The following is a 19,573-nucleotide window of genomic DNA, read 5'->3' as shown; positions in this document are numbered from 1 at the left end:
AGCTCCTCACACCACTGCTAAATATGTCGTTAATAGCCTGGGTTTTGCTCCAGGTTCGGGTTAGCGAGGATGTCAGCAGTAGGAATAGGATAGATTTCTCTAAACTCTGGTACCGCTGTTCCTGTTGGTACGCCGCCTTTCCAGGCCCACAGGTAATTGTCTGTGGTAAACTTGTTAAAGCGGATCAGGTCTGTCCGGCGCTGCGCTTCCCAGCTCAACTCCCTCGCACGCTCGTCCAGGATAAAGTCCAGGGTTAACTCGTTCGCAGATATTCTGCCAGCCACATCATCGTTGTATGCACGCTCGCGCAGGGCATTCACTAGCTCCAGCGCCATTCCAACATCACCGCCACCGCCACGCAGTACTGCTTCTGCATACATCAGGTATACATCCGCCAGGCGGAACATCGGGAAGTCGGTGTCTACGAACACTCTGCCCGGATGCGACCCTACTTCGCCTGTAGAAGTAACATTTCTGTACTTGGTAATGGGGTAACCATCTGTGAAATCTGTGATATCATTGATAACCTCTGCCTGCCCCTCCGTATAGAACATGGCACGCTCATCGATCACCCCGGTAGTAGTCGGGAAAAGGTCTACGATCTGTTCGGTGGTGCGCAGGCCAGACCAGCCCCCGTCTATACCGAACTCAGCAGGATCCATAGAGCCGCCAACAGGTGCGTGCACCAGGTAAGTAGTACCACCATAGGTCTGTGTTCTTAACCCGTCGAAGGCAATGGCGAAGATAATCCCGTCTGCCGTGTTGTTATCGGCCAGGAAGAGGTTCTCGTAGTTTTCCTCCAATTCATAACCTGCACCAATCACTTTTTCGGCATAGGTGACGGCATCTGCATAACGCTCCTCCCCAGTGTACACCTCTGCGTTTAGGTACAGTTTGGTCAGCAAGGTCCAGGCTGCGGCCTGGTCTGCCCTACCGTATTCGTTCTGTCGTGCCGGCACAAGCTCATCCTCAATCGCCAGCAGCTCCGACTCGATGTAGTTAAACAGTTCCTCACGGGAAATCTGCTCCGGGAAGAAAGCGCCTACCTCATCTTCCTCTGTTACGAAAGGCACGCTTCCGAAAAGGTCCAGCGCATGCCAGTAGCTGAGGGCACGCAGGAAGCGTGCTTCGGCCCGGTACTCCTTGGCCAGCTCGAGGTTGGCCCCCGTAATGCCACGCTCTTCGAGCTTGGCATCTGTTGTTTCCCGGATAAACTCATTGGTAAGGGATACCTGGTAAAAGATACGGGCAAACATGGCGGTGATAAACTGGTTGTTTGGCGTCCAGTCCATCTCATGCAGGTCCGAAAGGCCAACGTCTCCCCAGCCAATCACGGCTTCGTCGGTAGGCAGTTCCTGTAACTGCCAGTACTGGCGCAGGTAGGAGGAGAAACCTTCGTCGCCCCCTAAAATATCCGGGTCACCCGCAGGGCCTTGCTGTCCGGTTAGGGCATAGCCGGCGTATATCTTGGCCAGCACTTGCTTGTAATTTACGAAGTCTCTGTATACAGAGGCCGAGGTAACCTCATAAGGCGGCTCCTGATCCAGGTCGTCAACGCACGACACAGTCGTAAAAGCCATTAGCCCTGCAAGCAGAATACTCTTTATATAATTGGTCTTCATTTTTATCGATTAATTATTGAAACTCAAGTTGAACACCTAAAGACCAGATGCGGGGCCTTGGGTAGAAGTTGTTATCGATGCCCCCTGTTACCTCCGGATCCAGGCCATCATAGTCTGTGATAATGAACACGTTTTGGCCGCTGGCGGTTACCCGTACGTTCACCCTATCATCCAGTAGGTTGTCGAAGTTATAGCCCAGGTTGATGTTGTCCATGCGCACAAAAGAAGCGTTCTCTACGAAGTAGTCAGAGTACTGACGGTTCGGGTCGTTAACACCCAGGAAACCGAAGTCGCGCACATAGGTCGGGATGGTTAACAGGTAGCCATTCCAGTCCAGGTTATTATAGAACGCATTGGCTTTGATGTTATTATACACATAGTTGTTAAAGGCCCCGCGCAGCACAAAGCCTAGGCTCCACTTTTTATAAGAGAACTGGGAGGTAAAGCCCAGGTACCAGTCCGGAGTAGGGTCCTCAAAACGGTACAGGTCCTCATCGGTGATAGCACCATCGTCGTTCAGGTCGGCGTACAGCCCCTCAATCGGCCTGCCGTTATCGTCATACACCTGTTTGTACACATAGTAAGAGAAGGTAGGGTAGCCAACTGTGTGGATTTGGATCGTGTTACCAACACCGCCACCAATACCACCTACCTGTATGCCTACCGCAGCATCATCCTGCACTCTGCTCAGGTTTGTGATCTCGTTACGGTTATAGGTGGCGTTAAAGCCAAGCTCCCAGTTAATGTTCTCATTGCTGACAGCATAGTAGTTCAGTACGGCTTCCACCCCTTCGTTCTCAATGCTACCCACGTTGGTAAACAAGCGGTTTGTCAGGTTGGAACCAGCAGGCACCGGAATCTGTGAAAGCAGATCATCGGTCTGCTTAAAGTAGTATTCCAAGCTACCAGTCAGTTTGTTGTTGAACAAGCCGAAATCGATACCGGCGTTCCAGGTTTCTGTCTCCTCCCACTTAATGTTGACGTCGTAGCCCTGCGGGCGTAAGGTGCGGTAATATGTATCTCCTAGCAGGTAGCTACCCTCCACGTTACTGTACACATACCTGGGCAGGTAAGGGTAGAACCCGCCTATGTCCTGCTGCCCGGTAATGCCATAGCCCCCTCGTATTTTCAGGTCAGAGAAAACAGTTTGGGCCTCCAGGAAAGGTTCTTCGATAATTCTCCAGGCAAGGGCCAGGGCTGGGAACGTTCCCCAGCGGTTATCCGGGCTGAAACGGGACGAACCATCCCGGCGCACAGTGGCTGTTAACAGGTATTTCTCTTTGAATACGTAGTTCAACCTTCCAAAGAAAGACACCAACACGTTGTTTGTCTCGATAGGGTTCGGCGCACGCGTAATGGTATCGCCCACAAAGTTCAGTGTAGCAAATGGAGGAATCTCGTTCGTAAATTTCTGGTAAGAGTAACCCGCCGTCAAATCCACCCGGCTGTCAATCTCCTCATAATCTTGCGTATAATTCAGGTAGAAGTCCAACAGCTTGTTTACTTTCTCCTGCTCATACTCGTTGATGCTACCGCCCTGGGTATAGACTGATGCCAGTGTCGGGGGTAGAATTACCTGTCCCTCACTTTCCGATACATCATAGCCAAGATTCAGATTAGCTCTAAGGCCGTCGACAAAGGGCATACTGTAATCCAGTTGCAGGCTACCGATGCTGCGGAGCACCTCGCTCCTGTCGTCGCGCTGCTCCAGCATGCTAAGTGGGTTACGTGGTGCAAGTGTGTTCAGCAAACCATTTTCATCCACCCATTCGAAATAGCCCCCGAACTCATTATCCTGGTACACCGGCTGCGTAGGGTCAAAAACAACCGCTGCGCCGATCGCCCCTTCGTTCGCAAAGCGGTTTTCGGCATAAATACCTTTCAAATTCAGGTTTACGCGTAAGCTCTCATCAAAGAACTGCGGACTCAGGCTCAGGGAACCTGTGGTTCTTTCCAACTCAGATGTCAGCAGGATACCCTCCTGGCTCAGGTGGCCTACCGATACCCGGTAAGGCACTTCGCTGATGGAGCCGCTCACACTCAGGTTGTGGTCATGGCTGATTGCGTCCCGGAAAATAAGGTCCTGCCAATCGGTGTTTGCCTCCCCTAGCAGTTCCCTGTTTGCGGGTGTGGCATAGCGATTCACGGCTTCCCGAAACTCATCCCCCTGCAATACGTCCACCTGGTCCCGCAGCTGTGAAATAGAAGCCAGGGAGTTAAGGGTTACTTTAAACTTATCCCCAGCACGTCCTTTTTTGGTGGTAATGATGATCACCCCGTTCGACGCCCTGGAGCCATAGATGGCCGTAGCCGAGGCATCCTTCAGGATGTTAAAAGACTCGATATCGTTCGGGTTGATCAGCGACAGCGGGTTGGCAGTGCCAGAGATCCCGTTGTTGTCTACTGGTACTCCGTCAATCACAATCAGCGGATCGTTGCTCGCATTCAGGGAAGCGCCGCCCCGGATACGGATCTGGCTACCAGCACCCGGCGCACCACCGCTTGGGGTAATTTGCACACCGGCCACTTTACCAGCAATCAACTGCTCAGGTGTGGTGATATTCCCCTCCTGAAAGTCCTCTTCTCCCACTGCCGTTACGGAGCCAGTCAAATCACTCTTCTTCTGGGTGCCGTAACCCACGACAACCACCTCTTCGAGTGCCTCCACGTCAGTAGACAGCACGACATCGATCTGCTCGCGCCCGTCAATTGGGACTTCCTGCGGCTCATACCCGATATAGCTAAACACAAGCGTGCCACCCTCTGCTGGTACTGCAAGCGTAAAATCACCGTTTACCCCGGTGGCCGTGCCCCGGGTAGTGCCTTTTAAAACAACGGTTACCCCTGGCAGAGGCGTTCCGTTCTCTCCAACTACAGTTCCGCGCACTACATTTCCTTGCAGCGGGCTTCGCTCTGTTTCTACTCTGCTACTACTTGTAGCCATCGTGCTACTTGCCTCATCATACTCACGGGCATGGCCCGTGAGATAAAGGCAGCACAAAGCAACAGTTAAGCCAAAGGAACTTAGCCGTTTTGTAGACTTTTCTCGCATAGGTTTTAGGTTAATGGTAAGATGTTAGATCAAATTCTAGTGGTAAAACTTCTGTAAAGTTCTCTTCTTGTAACGGGCGCCTGAAGGCGCGTAGGGTGTTTGACGTGGGATAGGTCCAACTGTTACATTTTTCTGGACTTTCCGGGTTAGGGGTGCTCAGGAAAGTACTTGCCGCTTTCGTGGCCGATAAAGGATAATCAATCACTTTTAAATAAATCGTTTTTAGTATCGAGGCGACTCTCCTGGTCTACTTTCACCAAAGCCTTCGCCTGCTGTAAATCGGGCGTCACCTTAAAAAAACAGGCACCGCCAGCTATTGTTTACGCCTCCCGCTAGCTACTCCCTTTGTAACGTTCTAACGTGCTTTGGGATGCCTTTTAGAGGGCAGCATCTTCTTTTACGGGGTTTACTACACCTAAGGCAAAAAATTTAACAGGAAATTTCCCCTAAAAGGCCATTAACCCTTACTTTACAGCTGTTTACGGGATATTTATAGCATCATACAAAAGCTATAAAAGCAGCGGGCCTCCGGGAAAACGCATAAACCATGCTCTCCCGAAGGCCCACCAGTTCCGTTGCCGCCCTGCCTGGACAACATCTAAAACAGCACGGGCCTCTGCACTGTCTCCCCCTTCTCAGGCAGAAACAATACAGAGGCCCGTTTAACTGTTCAGCCCCCTACAGGGAAGGGACTTTGCTTACCAGAAGATAATATAGATCGCGGCTATGATCATTACGATCACGGTGGAGGCTACATTAAAAATACCGTTCGAGGCAAACATCCCTTTTTCCAACCGCACATAGTTCTCCGGCACTCTCTTCTTGGCCTTGTTCTCATACAAGGAGTAAATGATCACCAGCGCAGACAAGAGCAGGAACACCAGTCCCATCTGATCGAGGAAAGGCATCAGGGGGAAGCTCAGGTCGATGAGAATGCTGACCGGCACGGAGGCAATGGCGGCTGCTAAAGCGGCATTGGACGTTGTTTTCTTCCAGAACAGGCCGAAGATAAACAGCACTACAATGCCTGGGCTAACGTAGCCCGTGTACTTCTGGATGAACTGAAACACCTGCTCCTGCCCTGCCAGTAAAGGCTGCGCCACCACTGCTGCAATAATAATAGACACTAAGCTAACTAAACGGCCTACGGTTACCAGTTCTTTCTCGTTCGCGGCCGGTTTCAGGTGCGACTTATAAATATCCAGGGTAAAGATCGTGGCGGTCGAGTTCATCATAGAGCTGAGCGAAGAAAGCGCAGCAGCAATCAGCGCGGCAAAGGCAAGGCCTTTGATACCCGTTGGCACCAGGTTCCCGAGCAGCCAAGGGTAAGCCTCATCGTAGCGGCTTATTTCGGCATTCAGCACAAAAGCGGCGATCCCCGGAATCACCACCACCAATGGAATCAACAGCTTCAGGAAGGCGGCAAAGGCAAGGCCCCACTGCACTTCTTTCACGCTTTTGGCAGCAAGGGCACGCTGCACGATGTACTGGTTAAAGCCCCAGTAACTGATGTTCGCGATCCACATACCCCCTACCAGCACAGTAATGCCTGGCAAGTCTTTATAGAAAGGGTTCTCCTCTGTCAGGATCATATCAAACTTGTCTGGTGCTTCGCGGTACAGCCTGCCCAGGCCCTCCCAGGCACCAAGCCCGCCACTAACAGCATCCAGCGCCAGATAGGTTGTAATCAGGCCACCTAAGATCAGGAAAACCACCTGGATCACGTCTGTCCAGGCAACGGCTTTCAGACCACCGTAGATAGAGTAGGCAACTGACACGAAGGCAAGCGCGATGATGGCCTCTGTAGTGGAGAAACCCAGCACCACACTTAGCGCCAGGGCTGAAAGGTAAAGGACAGAGGTCAGGTTTACGAAGATGTAGAGCATGATCCAGAAAATAGCCAGGCTCGTACGGATGCGGTCATCATAGCGCAGTTTCAGGAACTGCGGCATCGTGTAAATATTCTCCTTGATGTAGATTGGCAGGAAGTACTTGGCCACAATAATAAGCGTGGCCGCGGCCATAAACTCATAGCTGGCAATGGCCAGACCTACCGCAAAGCCAGACCCCGACATACCGATAAACTGCTCGGCAGAGATGTTGGAGGCGATAAGGGAGGCGCCAATAGCCCACCAAGGGAGGGACTTACTGGCCAGAAAGTAATCGGTGGAGTTTTTGTCATGCCCTTTTTTCTCGCGGGATACCAGAATGCCGACGGCTATGATCAGCACGCAGTAACCGATAAAAATGACAATGTCTAGCGTTGAAAAATTCATTTGCTGCTTTTGTTAGTAAGGGTGGTCAGGGTTTCGTTTTCGGATAAGGTATTTGCTTAAGATAAGATCAGGTCTCGGAGCCTGGCTGCACTTGTCTCCGGGGTGATGTCGCGCTGCGGGTCGCCCATCATCTCGTAGCCCACCATAAACTTCTTCACAGAGGCCGAGCGCAGCAGGGGCGGGTAAAAGTGCATGTGCAGGTGCCACTCCGGGTGCCCCTGCCCGTCTGTCGGGCTTTGGTGTATGCCCGAGGAGTAAGGGAAAGAGACGTTAAAGACCTGGTCGTAGGCGCCCGTCAGCCGCTTCAGGGCTTCGGCGAAGGCGTCCTTCTCCTCCTCGCCCATCTGCCCGATGTGCTGCATGTGCCGCTTGGGGATGAGCATCGTCTCGAAGGGCCACACGGCCCAGAAAGGCACCAGCGCCGCAAAGTGCTCGTTCTCGAACAGGATGCGCTCTTTCTCCTCCTGCTCAACGGCCAGGTAATCCTGCAGCAGGCTGCGTCCCTCCCGCTCGTAGTACTCCCTCTGCTGCGCGGCTTCCCTGGCCGGGCCGCCCGGCACCGTGCTCTGCGCCCAGATCTGCCCGTGGGGGTGCGGATTGCTGCTGCCCATCACCGACCCCTTGTTCTCAAAGATCTGCACGTGTTTGATAAAGTCGAGCTTGCCCAGCTCCTCGTACTCCTGCTGCCACAGGTCCACCACCTTGCGGATGTCCCCCACCTCCATCTCGGGCAGGGTCAGGTCGTGGCGGGGCGAAAAGCAGATGACCTTGCAGATGCCCCGCTCGCTCTCGGCACGCAGCAGGCCTCCTTTTGCAAAGGAGCCGGTGGGCGTGTCGGCCCGCAGGGCGCCGAAGTCGTTCTCGAATATATAGGTAGACTTGTAGGCGGGGTTGTGCTCCCCGTTGGCCCGCTCGTTTGTCGGGCACAGGTAACAGGAAGGGTCGTACTCCGGGCGCTGCTCCCGGCTGGCTTCCTCCTGCTGCCCCTGCCAGGGCCGCTTGGCCCGGTGCGGCGACACCAGGACCCACTCGCCACTCAGGGGGTTATATCTACGGTGCGGATGCTCCGCCAAATCAAATGATGACATAGGTACTGTTTTCATACAGATGCCACAGCCGGGGCCATGGCACCCCTGGTCTTAACCAACTAAACTGCTGCCGTCCACGATCTCGGCAATGTAGGTCTTCAGCTGCACGTCAAACTGCTGCCGGTAGGCCTGCTCCATTTGCACGGTGAAAGCGTCTATGGCGTTTACCTGCACGATGTTGATGGTGCAGCCGCCAAAGCCCCCGCCCATCATGCGGGCGCCCAGCACGGCGTCCGATCGCTTTGCCTGCTCCACCAGGAAGTCCAGCTCCGGGCAGCTTACCTCGTAGTTGTGCTGCAGGCCGTGGTGGGAGGCGTACATCTTCTCGCCGAAGGCCTTCATGTCGCCCTGCTCCAAGTCCTGGCAGGCGGCCTCCACGCGGTTGTTCTCATTGACCACGTAGCTGCAGCGCCTGTAGACCACCGGGTCAAACTCTGCCTGGTGCTTCTCCAGCATCTGGACCGTTACGTCGCGCAGGCTGTGCACCTGCGGGTAGTGCCTGTGTAGGATCGCCCCCCCCGCCTCGCACTCCTGCCGGCGGGTGTTGTACTCGGATGAGGCCAGCGAGTGCTTCACCTGCGTGTCGCACAGCACGATGCGGTAGTCCCTCATGTCGAAGTTATAGTAGGCGTAGTCCAGGGAGCGGCAGTCCAGCTTCACCACGTGGGCCTGCTTGCCGAACATGCTGGCGAACTGGTCCATGATACCGCACATCACGCCGGCGTACTCGTGCTCGGCCTTCTGGGCCATCTTCACCATCGTGAACCTCTCCAGGTTGTGCCCGAAGAGGTGGTTCAGCCCGTAGGCCAGGCCGCACTCCACGGCGGCCGAAGAGGAAAGCCCCGCCCCGATGGGCACGTTGCCCCCGAACACCAGGTCGAAGCCCCTCACCTCCAGGTTCGCTTTCTGGAACTGGGCGATCACGCCGAGCAGGTAGTTGGCCCAGCCAATACCCGAGCGCCTGACGTCGCTCAGGGCAAACTCGGCCTGCTCTTTTAGGTCGAAAGCGTAAACCCTGAAGGTGTCCGTATGGTTGGGAGCCAGGGCGAAGAGGATCTCCTTGTTGATGGCCGCCGGCAGCACGAAACCCTCGTTGTAGTCCGTGTGCTCCCCAATCAGGTTCACGCGGCCCGGCGAGCGCACCACCACCGGGTCCTCTCCGTACAGCTCCTTAAACTTATCGGTAATCTCGTTTAGCATTTTTGTATGTTTTACTCCAAGAGGCCCGGAGTAATTTTAAATATCTGATAAATCTAATAAAAAAACGAAAAGGGTAATAAATAAAAGCAAAGGCCTCCTGCTGACTACGGCGTGTTCACTTTCCTACAGTTCCTAGAACTGCAGGACGACCGTGCTGTAAGGTTCGAGCTCTATTTCGTTTTCATCCAACTCTACCTCTTGGGTTTTAAACAGCACTTCATCGTACTGCTCCAGGTATGCTGGTCTGTTTACGGTCTTCTCCTGCCCGGTTAGGTTGTGCAGCACCAGCACCGTGTCTTCACCGTGTTTTCTTAAAAAGGCTGTTACACCTTTTACGTTCAGATTTACTGGCTCCAACTCTCCATAGGTAAGCGCACTGCTGTTGTTTCTGAGGTGAATCAGGTCCCGGTAGTGATTGAGCAGCGAATCGTCATCCTCCAACTGCTCGTCTGCCGGGGTAACGGTTTCATCGGTGTTGTACTTGGGCTCCATCCAGGTGGCACGGCAATCGTCCTCTTCTTTCTCCTCCCAGATAAAGGGTTCCCGGATCAGCTCGTCCGGCTTCTTACCCTGCATGCCGATCTCCTCCCCGTAATAAATGTAAGGAGAGCCTGGTAGGGTAAACAGCAGGGCGGCCGCCATCCTGGCCTTGTTCACATCCCCGTTTACCTCGCTCATGATGCGGTTTTGGTCGTGGTTGGTGATAAACGTCGCATCCACATAATCCGGATTTACCGTTTTATAGAAGTTCCGGATTTTCTTGTGATTCTCTACCAGCATACCGGCATCCTCCTGCTGCACCGCGTTTACGATGGCCCCTCCTATGTCAAAGTTAAAGAGAGCCGGAAGGCCTTGCATATACGGCGCCACCTCATTGGCACTGGCCCATACTTCGCCCACCAGGTACACGTCGTCTTTCACCTTTCTCATTTCGCTGCGGAACTCTTCCCACCACCGGTGGCTGTCCTCGGCCCTGTCATCCGGGAAGATATGACGGGCAGCATCCAGGCGGAAACCGTCCACGCCTACTTCTTCCAGCCAGAACTTGCCCACGTTAAAGATCTCCTGGCGTAGCTTCGGATTATCGAAGTTCAGGTCCGGCATACCACCATAGAAGTAACCGTAGTACAGCGAGTCGCTGTTGGCCACTTTATGCCAGCGGTTTACGTTGCCGGAATCCCCAGAAATGATTTTTCCTTCTTTCTGCGTTTCCGGGTCATCCTTATGCGCCCACACATAGTAATTGCGGTAAGGGCTGTTCGGGTTACGAAGGGCTTCCTGAAACCAGGGATGGTCTACCCCGGAGTGGTTCACTACCAGGTCCATTACGACTTTGATGCCTCGCTCATGCGCCTCTTCGATAAATTCCTTGTAGTCTTCCAGGGTGCCGTAGTCCGGGTGCACCCCGTAGTAGTCGGTTACATCATACTTATGGTAAGAAGGCGAGGGACCGATGGGCATCAGCCACACGGCCTCTACCCCCAGGTCAGCCAGGTAATCGAGCTTGGAGGTCATTCCTTTGATGTCCCCGATTCCGTCGTTGTCTGAATCGCAGAAAGATTGCACAAAGATCTCGTAGGTAACGCCCCGGGGCCAGTCACTTACTTTCTCTTTGGAAGTACTCGCCACTGCCTGCTGACCAGCGGCGGCTTTGTCGGTGGTACTGCAGGCGGTTGTCATACAGCCCAGCGAAAGGGCTAATAGAAGATGCTGTACGCTTCTCTTATTCATAGGTATTTAATTGAATTAGCTGCCGTGGCCTAAAAAGCCCACGGCAATCATTTAGTATTTCGTATTATGTTCTCCAAAGCTTCCCTGACACCTCTGCGACAGGAGGTACAAGTTTAGCGGCCTTCTGTCTTTACTTCTACGGTTGTGGTAGCATTTTGGAGTCCAGGGGCACTTGCTGTCACCTTTAGTGGCCCCGGGGTTTTTCCGGCTTTTAAAAGGATTGCTGCGATGCCCGCCTCAGCATCTACTACATTAGTGCCCACGATCTCGGCATCTCCCGCTACGGTAAAGGTAACCGGGTTGGTAGCCTCCGGGGCAATAGTCCCCTGCTGGTCCAGTATGTCGGCATACACAAACACCATGTCGTTGGTACCTGGCTTTACTTTTTTGCCGCTATAGTCTACGCGTAAACCTAGCTTTGCCGGTGCTCCGGGCGTGCGTCGTATCGTTTCCACGATGGGTTTTCCGTCCAAGTAGCCGATTGCCTTCAGGGTGCCTGGCTCGAACTGTGGCACTTCAAAGGTAAACGGCGGGTGATTCAGGTGAGTAGAGTAGCGGTCCTGATCGGGCTTCTGGCGGGCAATGGTTTTGCCGTTCAGCTGCAGCTCGACCTCGTCCACGTTACTGTACACCTTCACCGTCTTCAGCGTCGGGTCATTCCAGTAGTTGGCGATAAAGATCATCGGCTTGGCAAACACCTCCTGCTCATCCAGCTCCGGCCCTGCCTGGCTCTGATAGAAGTAATAGGCAAACTTGGGCAGGCGCACAATATCCATGATCCCGGAAGACTCAATATCCGGGGCATAACCACGCTTGTAGTCGTACATGAGCCAGTTGGCATCGCCCACGGCCGGTCCCTGCAGGTTGCTGTTATGGGCTTCCTGGTAGTTCAAAGCCTGCTGCAGCAAGCGCTTCTGCCCAAAGCCACGCAGCTGACGGGAGGTGCGCTCCTCCTCTTTCAGGTCTTCGAACTGCTTCTGGTTAAAGCCAGCATTCTGCGCATAGTACTCCCAGTCACCATACTCGGCAATGAACAGGGGCTTATCCTTGTCGTACTTGTTCCAGTAATCAGGGGCTTTAGCGTGCTGGCGGGCGGGGTTAAACACATCGTAGGCATAGTCGACCCAACCACTGGAATAAGCGTCTTCAAAGGGGTATTCCTCGTGCACGGCCCTGTCAGCTGCTTCCATAAATTCTTCGGTCATGCCCGATTCGTTCAGCGAAGCTTCCCATACCACCACCGAGGGGTGGTTGCGGTCGCGGCGCACCATCTCCCGCGTATCCTGCAGGCTTCTTTCCTGAAACTCCTCGTTCCCAAAGAACTGCCAACCGGGTATGGCATCCATTACCAGCAAACCCAGCTCATCGGCAGCGTCCAGAAAGGCCGGTGACTGCGGGTAATGCGAGGAGCGGACAAAGTTAAAACCTGCCTCTTTTATCTTGTAAGCGTCGCGGTAACGGGCATTATCGGACAGGGCATAGCCTACATAAGGGTACTCCTGGTGGCGGTTCGTGCCGCGCAGGAACAGCTTTTCGCCGTTCAGGTAAAAGCCATCCGCGGCAAAGCGGAAAGAGCGCACCCCTGTTCGCAGGTCAGTCTGATCCAGTACCTGTCCGTCCTGCACCAACTCCACGCTTAAATCATACAAGTAAGGACTATCCGGTGACCAGAGATTGGGATTGGTGATGTTAAGCCGCTGTTTGAACGTACCGAACGCTCCTTCTTCCACAGTAAGGGGCTCTGATAGCTGTTCGGCTACCACATTTCCCTGCTTGTCTCTAAGGACAGATCGGATACGCGCTGCCTTTGCCTCTGGATGGTCGTTCTTCACCTCCGTCTGCACCATTAAAACAGCCCGATCCTGGCTCACGGTATCGTAGTGCAGAAAGACGCCTCCGCCTGCCACACGGTTAGCAGCGATAGGGTCTGAGATGTGCAGTTTGTCTTTGTTAAGCAGGTAAACATTGCGATACAGGCCGCTGTAGTAGTTAAAGTCCAAGTCTTCCAACGGCTTGCCGGGCGGCACTACCGGGTTATCCTCGTTATTCAGCTTTACCAGCAGGGTGTTCTCCTCGCCGTAGTTTACCTCGTTGGAGATGTCGACATAGAAAGGCAGGTAGCCTCCTTTGTGCTGAAACACGCGCTCACCGTTCAGGTACACGTCCGCCACCTGCATGGCTGCCTCAAACTTGAGGGCGATGTGGCGTCCCTTGTCGCTCGCCGGCACCTGGAAGGTTTTGCGGTAAAAGGCATCTCCCTGCCACTGCTGTTCGGTTTTTTCAATCGGTTCGATGCGGGCAGTATGGGGCAGGGTTACCTGCTCCCATTGGGTCTGATCCTGGCTCTTGTCAGAAAGGCGCAGGCCTGCGTTCGTTGTGTCGATATCTTTTACAAACTCCCAGTCATCGTTAAAGTTAATCACGGATGCTGGGCGCACAGCAGCGCTAGTTGCAGGAGTTCTTTCCTGGGTCTGGCAACTTATAACAAAGCTGCTCAGGAGCAGGATAAAGGCGAAATATTTTAGGTTTGATATATGGTTCATGGTTATCGGTATTCAGAAAGTGTTGCATGCCGCTTAAGCGCGGTGCTCTACGTGTGTACCTGATGTGTTACCCACCCCTGCCCCTCCTGTGAGGGGCAGGGGTTTAAAGCATGAAGCGGCCACTACTTGCTTTTCTCGAGCCACACCGACTCTACCTCCAGGGTATAGGGCTTTCCTTTTTCTGTCGCCGGCACCCCCTCGCCTACGGTGATCTCAAACTTCTCTGCCTGCCCCACTTCGAAGGGCTCTACAGCGCCGGGCTTAAACCAGAAAGGGTGGAAACCCGGATAAGGACGAGGAAGCAGCATAAAGGAGGAAGGCTTCAGGCTGCTTAAGGGGACTTCGATCTCCCGCAACGTGTTGTCCAGCGTTACATTGGCCGCGTAGCCGGAAGCATCATCGGTAATAAGGGTAACTTTGGCCTGTACCGATTCAGCATTCGTGGTACGGGCCCGGATCACCAGTTTGTCAAATCCTTGTAGCTCCGACGCGCGCCCTTTCACTTTGTCGCCAAAGTAGTACTGCCAGCCCATCACATCAGAGCCGTTCAACTCCTTGGCTGCCAGGCGCAGGATTAGTTGGCCCGGTCTTTCCCCCGTGATCAGCCGACGCTCATCGCTGCGCCACAAGTTCGGGTACACATAAATGTCCTGATCGGTGGTGGCGTTGAAGATCTCGAGGGCGCCGTTTTCCGGAGCCACGAAAGTCTGCCAGGTATCGTCGCCCTGCACGTAATCCCATGCCCAGGGATTGCCCTGGTGCGCTCCCGGAAAGGTAAAGAACTCCCCTTGCGAAGTCTGCACCACGATGCGGTATTTGATCAGGCCAGGCGTTACCAAATCGGCAGGAGCTGTGGCGCGATATTTAAAAGGGGCTATCCTTTCCATCGGCACTGTCTTCCAGACACCGGACAGGTTATTCGCTACCAGGCTTACCTGCGCTGCTGTATCTATGCCTACAATTTTGGCATTTACGGTAAAAGGCTGTCCCGCTGTCACCTCGTTCCGCGACTCATGCGACACATAGGGCTCCTTTGTCAATGGCTCCGGCGCAACATACTCTCTTAGCTTAACAGCCCCTACCTGTTCCTTTCTGATCTTTGGGTTCTCCTTTTTGCTCAGGAGGTAGGTGCCAGGCTGTATCTGAAAGCGGCCACCCCTGGCTTTCGTGCTGTACGTATTACCCTGGTTCAGCCCCTTCACGGTAAAACTCTCGCCGAGCCCCGGCAACTGCACGGCCATCGGGTGCTCCTCCCAGGCAATGCGGGTTACCAGTCGCTGTGGCGAAGCCTTGCCAAAGGGGTCGCGCACGTGGATCGCATCCGGCATTACTTCCAGCCGCCAGACGCCGTTATCCAGTTTATCAATAAAATAAGCGCCTGTACCCGCATACTGCACTACCGGCGAGCTGCCTACCCCAGCAATGTGCTCCAGTTTGGACGGGCTAACAGGTCTGCTAGTGGTGTTGTTCGCATAGTAGAACTTCTGTGGGGCATTCATCTCGCTCAGCTGCTGGTCATAGCTCACCCGGAACACGTTGAAAACGGTGTCCAGCGGATAGGTGCCGTAGTTTTTGCCTCTCGGCAACTGATGGAAAGCCTCGGAAGCGATCATCAGGCTGACGGCTTTGGCCGGGGTATAGGCGAGGTTCAGGTAATGCGTCTGGTACTCGGTGTTAGCATAGGCTGTGGCCAGAGGATCATAGGCAAACTGGGTCGCCCACTGAAAGCCAGCGCCACGGAAGCTACGGGCCATCGCCGGGTACATGATAGGCTGTAGAATATCGCCAGCGTCGAACTCATAGACCATGCGGGCCTTGCCGGCAAACGCCGGGATGGTATCGAAAGGGATGCGGTACTCGTCTACGTGCGGCAGGTAGTTCCCCTCCAGCGTGTGGTTGGCCACCAGCCCGGTCGGATACCACTGAAAGCTCACGCCCTGGATGTTTGCCTTCGCCACGGCATCGGCATAGGTAGGCGACTCGCTGATGTTGTAGAAAATTGGTTTCGTCCAGCCTGTTCCCCGCACGGCCGCCACAGTACGGTTCACATACTCTGTGGCTCTGCTTTTAGGGCCACTGTGCTTGGGCTCGTTGTTGATCTCAGCGGCAATAATGTCGGGATCATCCTGGTAGGTCAGCCCCGTGTAGGGGTTTACGTGCCGGAAGAACTGCTCCAGGTAGCGCTCCTGTGCCTGTATCGCTTTCTCGTTTGTTACCGCCTGTTGCTTGTTGTAGATACTGGAAAAGCCAGCCGTCGGCTCGTCCGGCTCGGGGTAACCCGGTCCCCAGAAGGCAATCGGGGTTACCAGTATCTTGATATTGCGCTCCTTTAGTTTCGCGAGCAGGTAGTCGAACAGCCGCAGGTGCTCATTTTCCAGCAGGTTTCCTACCGAATCACTGATTTCCGTGTCCCACACGTGCACCCGAAAAGCGTCTATGCCCATACGGGCCAGGTGGTAGACGTCCTGGTCAATGGCCTTTTCCAGGTCCAACCCCAAGGCCTGGTGTGAGCGGTAGCCGTAAGCAAAGGGAACGGTATAATTGACACCAAAGAAATTCGCCTCTTTGTTATTTTTCTTCCACCGCAGTACGCCCTGCTGGTCTACATAAACAGGGTCGTCTTTGGAGGAAGGGCTCTTTTGAGCAAGAGATGTTTGAGTGACAAAAAGAGAACAGAGAAGTAGAATCGCTAATGCTAGCTTTGCAGAAAACCTCATCTTAAAGTAGAAAGGCAGGGATGCCTTTTGTTTGGTTTAGGTTTAGTAATGTTACAGAACGTTGCCACACTGCTTTAGCAGCATGCGCTTTAAAGACTTGCTGGATGGCAGCAAGGGTACTCGAAGTACGTAATCAGGATACGTCGGGACATAAAATTAGCCATTTTTTGCCTGTTTTTCAATGTTACACCGTTATTACAACGTTAAACGCTCTGCCCTATTGCAATTGTGTTACAGGGATAAACGCACTCTGTTACAGGACCTAATGCTGTCGGCAGCTTTTAATCTTGCTCCTCCTGTGGACAAGAAAACCTTCCGGACAGGCAGTATAATATCTACCTGTCCGGAAGGCCACAGAGTATCGTCTAACTTACCGACTTACTTTCACTAACTTCCTCACACTTCGCTGCGAGCCAATTTCTACCTGCAGGTAATACAAGCCGGCTGCCAGGTCTTGCAGGAGTAACTGGTGCCTCAGAGACTGCTGACTTTTCTGTAGCTCCAGTTTATGCAGCACGCGACCTGTCGCGTCCAATACATTTACGTACACGCTTCCCCTATAGTCGCCCGTAAGTGACACCACTGCATCATCCGGAGTCGGGTTAGGGTAAACAACAAGGCTTTTGCCTGCCGCAATTTCCTCTTCTACTGAAAGCACAGAGTTGCTCCAGGGTACCAAACCCTCCTGGGGAGCCGGAAGCGGCGCTGTTGAGAAGAGGTGGAACTCCCCTGGCTGCAGCACAAAGTCCTCAGTCGGGTTTGTGACGCTCAGCTCCTCTCCTGAGAAATAGTCATACCAGGTACCTTCCCGTGGAAAGTTGGCAGGGACAGTGCGGGTTTCCACATCGAAGTTGCCGACTACAAACACTGTGTTATCCTCCCCCTGCAGTGTCAGGCGTTTCACAGGATCGTCGTAATCCAGGTTAAAGTCGTCTGTCTGGAACACAGGCTGTGAAAGCTTCAGGTTGATCAGAGCGGCATACACGTTGTAAAGCTTCTGCCGTTCCGGGTCCTGCTGGTACTCCCACAGCACGGGCTTGGCCCCTGTACGGCCGTTGTGGTCGATGGAGACATCATAGCCCAGCTCCCCAAACTGCCAAAGCATTTTTGGGCCCGGCACCAGTAAAGCAAAGGCGGCAGCCAGCTTGGAGCGGTTTAGGGCAGTAGTTAGGTCTTGCGTATCATAAGTGCCGCTCGATTCCCCATTCTCCAGCACGTCGTAGAGCAGGCGCTCTTCGTCATGGCTCTCGATATAACCTATTACCTGTGGCTCATCCCAGCCGCGCTCTTGATAAGAGATCCAGCTAGGGTCCGCTTCGTCACCACGCGCCAGGGCGCGGAAGTCGTGGTTTGCATTCCCCCAGAGCATAAAGCCGTAATCTGCCAGCTCCGTTTCTTCCTGGTTGTCGGCAAAATGCTCTAAGATCAGATACGCGTCCGGATCATAGGTGCGGATGTCATCATAGATCCCTTTCAGGATGTTGACACGGCTGGGATCGTAAGCACTCCAGGCCTCTACGCTGCTTGTTTGGTTCTGTGTAAACCCTTTGGAAAGGTCGAAACGGAAGCCGTCGAAGTTATACTCCTCCAGCCAATATTCGGTCACCCGCTCTACAAAGGCCTGCGTGGCCGGGCTCTCATGGTTAAAGTCGAAAAACACACTGAATGGGTGGGTCGCCTCCTGGTTAAAGAAAGGGCTGTTAGCCGCAGGTCTGTCGCCATCCCAGTAAAGCTTCACATAAGGGTTCTCATAATCAGCCTGGTTCAGCACAATGTCCAGTATCACGGCAATACCCATTTCATGGGCTTTGTCGATAAAAGCCTTCAGCTGGTTTTCGGCGCCATAGGCCTTGTCCGGCGCAAAGAAAAAGGTGGGGTTATAGCCCCAGGAGTCGTTTCCGGAAAACTCGGTTACAGGCATCAGTTCGATGGCATTCACTCCCAGGCGCTTCAGGTAGGTCAGCGTATCTGCCAGCGTCTCATAGTTGCGGCTGTCCAAAAAGTCGCGCACCAGCAACTCGTAAATCACCAGGTTATCAGCATCAGGGCGTTCGAAGTCGTCTACCTGCCAGCCATACGGCTCCTGGTCCGTTTGCAGCACCGACACGATGCCTGTGGCTCCTTCCGGGTAAGGCTTCAGGCCGGGATAATTCGCAGCTGTCAGGTACTGGTCGTTGTTAGGGTCCAGTATCTTCTCCGTGTAAGGGTCGGCTACCACTATCTCTCCGTCCACCAGGTACTGGTAGGCTACCTCTTCGCCTACCGGCAGGCCGTCCAGCCGTATCCAGTAGCGCTCCCCATCTGGCGTGCGGTTCAGGAGGTACTCCTCGGAGGGCAGCCAGTCATTAAACTCGCCAATCACATACACAAACTCTTTATCCGGGGCAAACAAAGACAGAATGACTTCATCCGGTCCCACATAGTTCACCCCGTCTTCCACGCCAGCCGGCAGGGCGGCCACAGCGGGCTCCGGCTCAATGATATAGTAAAAGGTATCGGCAGCGGTTGCTGTCGCTGTTTCTGCTTTAAGTATCACTTCATGACGCACGCCGGGCTCTCCGTTGGGAGTCAGGGAGTACTCCAGGCTGGTAGCGTCCGATACGCTCGTGAGCACCTCTCCATCCTGCAGGAGGCTAAGGGTCGCGTTTTTGGAAGATGCCGCCTCGATGGGTATAGCGGCATTGGCTTCTGTAAAAAGCAATTCTTCCGTTGGGTTACGAAACTCTGCCTCCAGCTCGTCGGGATAGACTCTTACGAAAAGGTCCTCTGTCTGCGCGGTGCCGCTTCCGTTTTTTACCACCAGCCCCAACCTTCGGATCGGCTGGTCTGCGGGCACGTCAAAATATTCCCGTGGCACTAAAGTGATCTCCCACCGGTCGTCGCCCAGGTAAGTCAGTTTACCGGGCTCAAATGGCTGTTGCCAGTTTGTCTGCCCCGGCGGCTGAAACTCAAAGGCATCCCCATCCACGGTTGTGCCTGCCCCCGCCCAGATGTACACGTCATCTGTTTTGCCAAGCAAGCCTTCGGCCCGTGTGTCACTGGCTTGGGTCAGATCAAAGGTCAAGGTAACAGGTTCGTCGGCGGTAGGAAAGGCCGGCGAGGTGGTGACAACCTGCCCCAGCACAGAAACCTGTACGGCGACAAGCAGAAGCAGGAAAACCGAGAATACTTTTTTGGTAGAAATGAGCATAGGCTATGTACTTATTGTAATCGATAAAACCAGTGATATTAAACGTGCTCCGGCTGGCCACAAAAGTGATTCCTGAGGGTAAACACGTACCATAACTATACTACGTAGCGCCACATTTGTTCTAGATCCTCAGCCTTTCTCATTACCCCTTTAA

General features: G+C 53.9%; 9 protein-coding genes. All 9 read right to left on the bottom strand.

Annotated features, from left to right (window positions below; genetic code table 11):
- Positions 1-29: 29 nt before the first annotated feature.
- The 9 genes from CHB92_RS16725 to CHB92_RS16685 all read right to left on the bottom strand — a co-directional run bounded on the left by CHB92_RS16725 (position 30) and on the right by CHB92_RS16685 (position 19,419).
- Entirely contained in the window at positions 30-1,622 is a 1,593-nt protein-coding gene (locus CHB92_RS16725; RefSeq protein ID WP_089320385.1) for a RagB/SusD family nutrient uptake outer membrane protein, read from the bottom strand.
- A gap of 13 nt (positions 1,623-1,635) precedes the next feature.
- Positions 1,636-4,674 (bottom strand): SusC/RagA family TonB-linked outer membrane protein, encoded by a 3,039-nt coding sequence (locus CHB92_RS16720; protein ID WP_089320384.1) that lies wholly within the window; start codon positions 4,672-4,674, stop codon positions 1,636-1,638.
- A 698-nt stretch (positions 4,675-5,372) separates the two neighbouring features.
- Positions 5,373-6,950, bottom strand: coding sequence for a sodium/sugar symporter (locus tag CHB92_RS16715; RefSeq protein ID WP_089320383.1), 1,578 nt, complete (start codon positions 6,948-6,950; stop codon positions 5,373-5,375).
- A gap of 56 nt (positions 6,951-7,006) precedes the next feature.
- Entirely contained in the window at positions 7,007-8,038 is a 1,032-nt protein-coding gene (locus tag CHB92_RS16710; protein WP_089320382.1) for a UDP-glucose--hexose-1-phosphate uridylyltransferase, read from the bottom strand.
- Positions 8,039-8,089: 51 nt separating this feature from the next.
- Entirely contained in the window at positions 8,090-9,238 is a 1,149-nt protein-coding gene (gene galK / locus CHB92_RS16705; protein ID WP_089320381.1) for a galactokinase, read from the bottom strand.
- Between the two features lie 132 nt (positions 9,239-9,370).
- The gene (locus tag CHB92_RS16700) at positions 9,371-10,969 is read right to left on the bottom strand and encodes an alpha-amylase family glycosyl hydrolase (RefSeq protein WP_089320380.1); all 1,599 of its coding nucleotides are present in this window, start codon (positions 10,967-10,969) and stop codon (positions 9,371-9,373) included.
- 113 nt (positions 10,970-11,082) lie between these two features.
- Complete coding sequence (locus CHB92_RS16695) at positions 11,083-13,512, bottom strand: glycoside hydrolase family 2 protein (protein ID WP_089320379.1); 2,430 nt, start codon at positions 13,510-13,512, stop codon at positions 11,083-11,085.
- Between the two features lie 122 nt (positions 13,513-13,634).
- Positions 13,635-16,229: a glycoside hydrolase 5 family protein gene (locus CHB92_RS16690; RefSeq protein WP_089320378.1), complete on the bottom strand. Its 2,595-nt coding sequence runs from the start codon at positions 16,227-16,229 to the stop codon at positions 13,635-13,637.
- A 370-nt stretch (positions 16,230-16,599) separates the two neighbouring features.
- Entirely contained in the window at positions 16,600-19,419 is a 2,820-nt protein-coding gene (locus tag CHB92_RS16685) for a DUF4961 domain-containing protein (RefSeq protein WP_089320377.1), read from the bottom strand.
- Between the last annotated feature and the right edge of the window lie 154 nt (positions 19,420-19,573).

Source organism: Pontibacter ummariensis, assembly GCF_900188175.1.
GTDB classification, from domain to species: domain Bacteria; phylum Bacteroidota; class Bacteroidia; order Cytophagales; family Hymenobacteraceae; genus Pontibacter; species Pontibacter ummariensis.
Note: the sequence above shows the minus strand (reverse complement) of the source record. Positions and strands in the feature narration are given on the sequence as shown.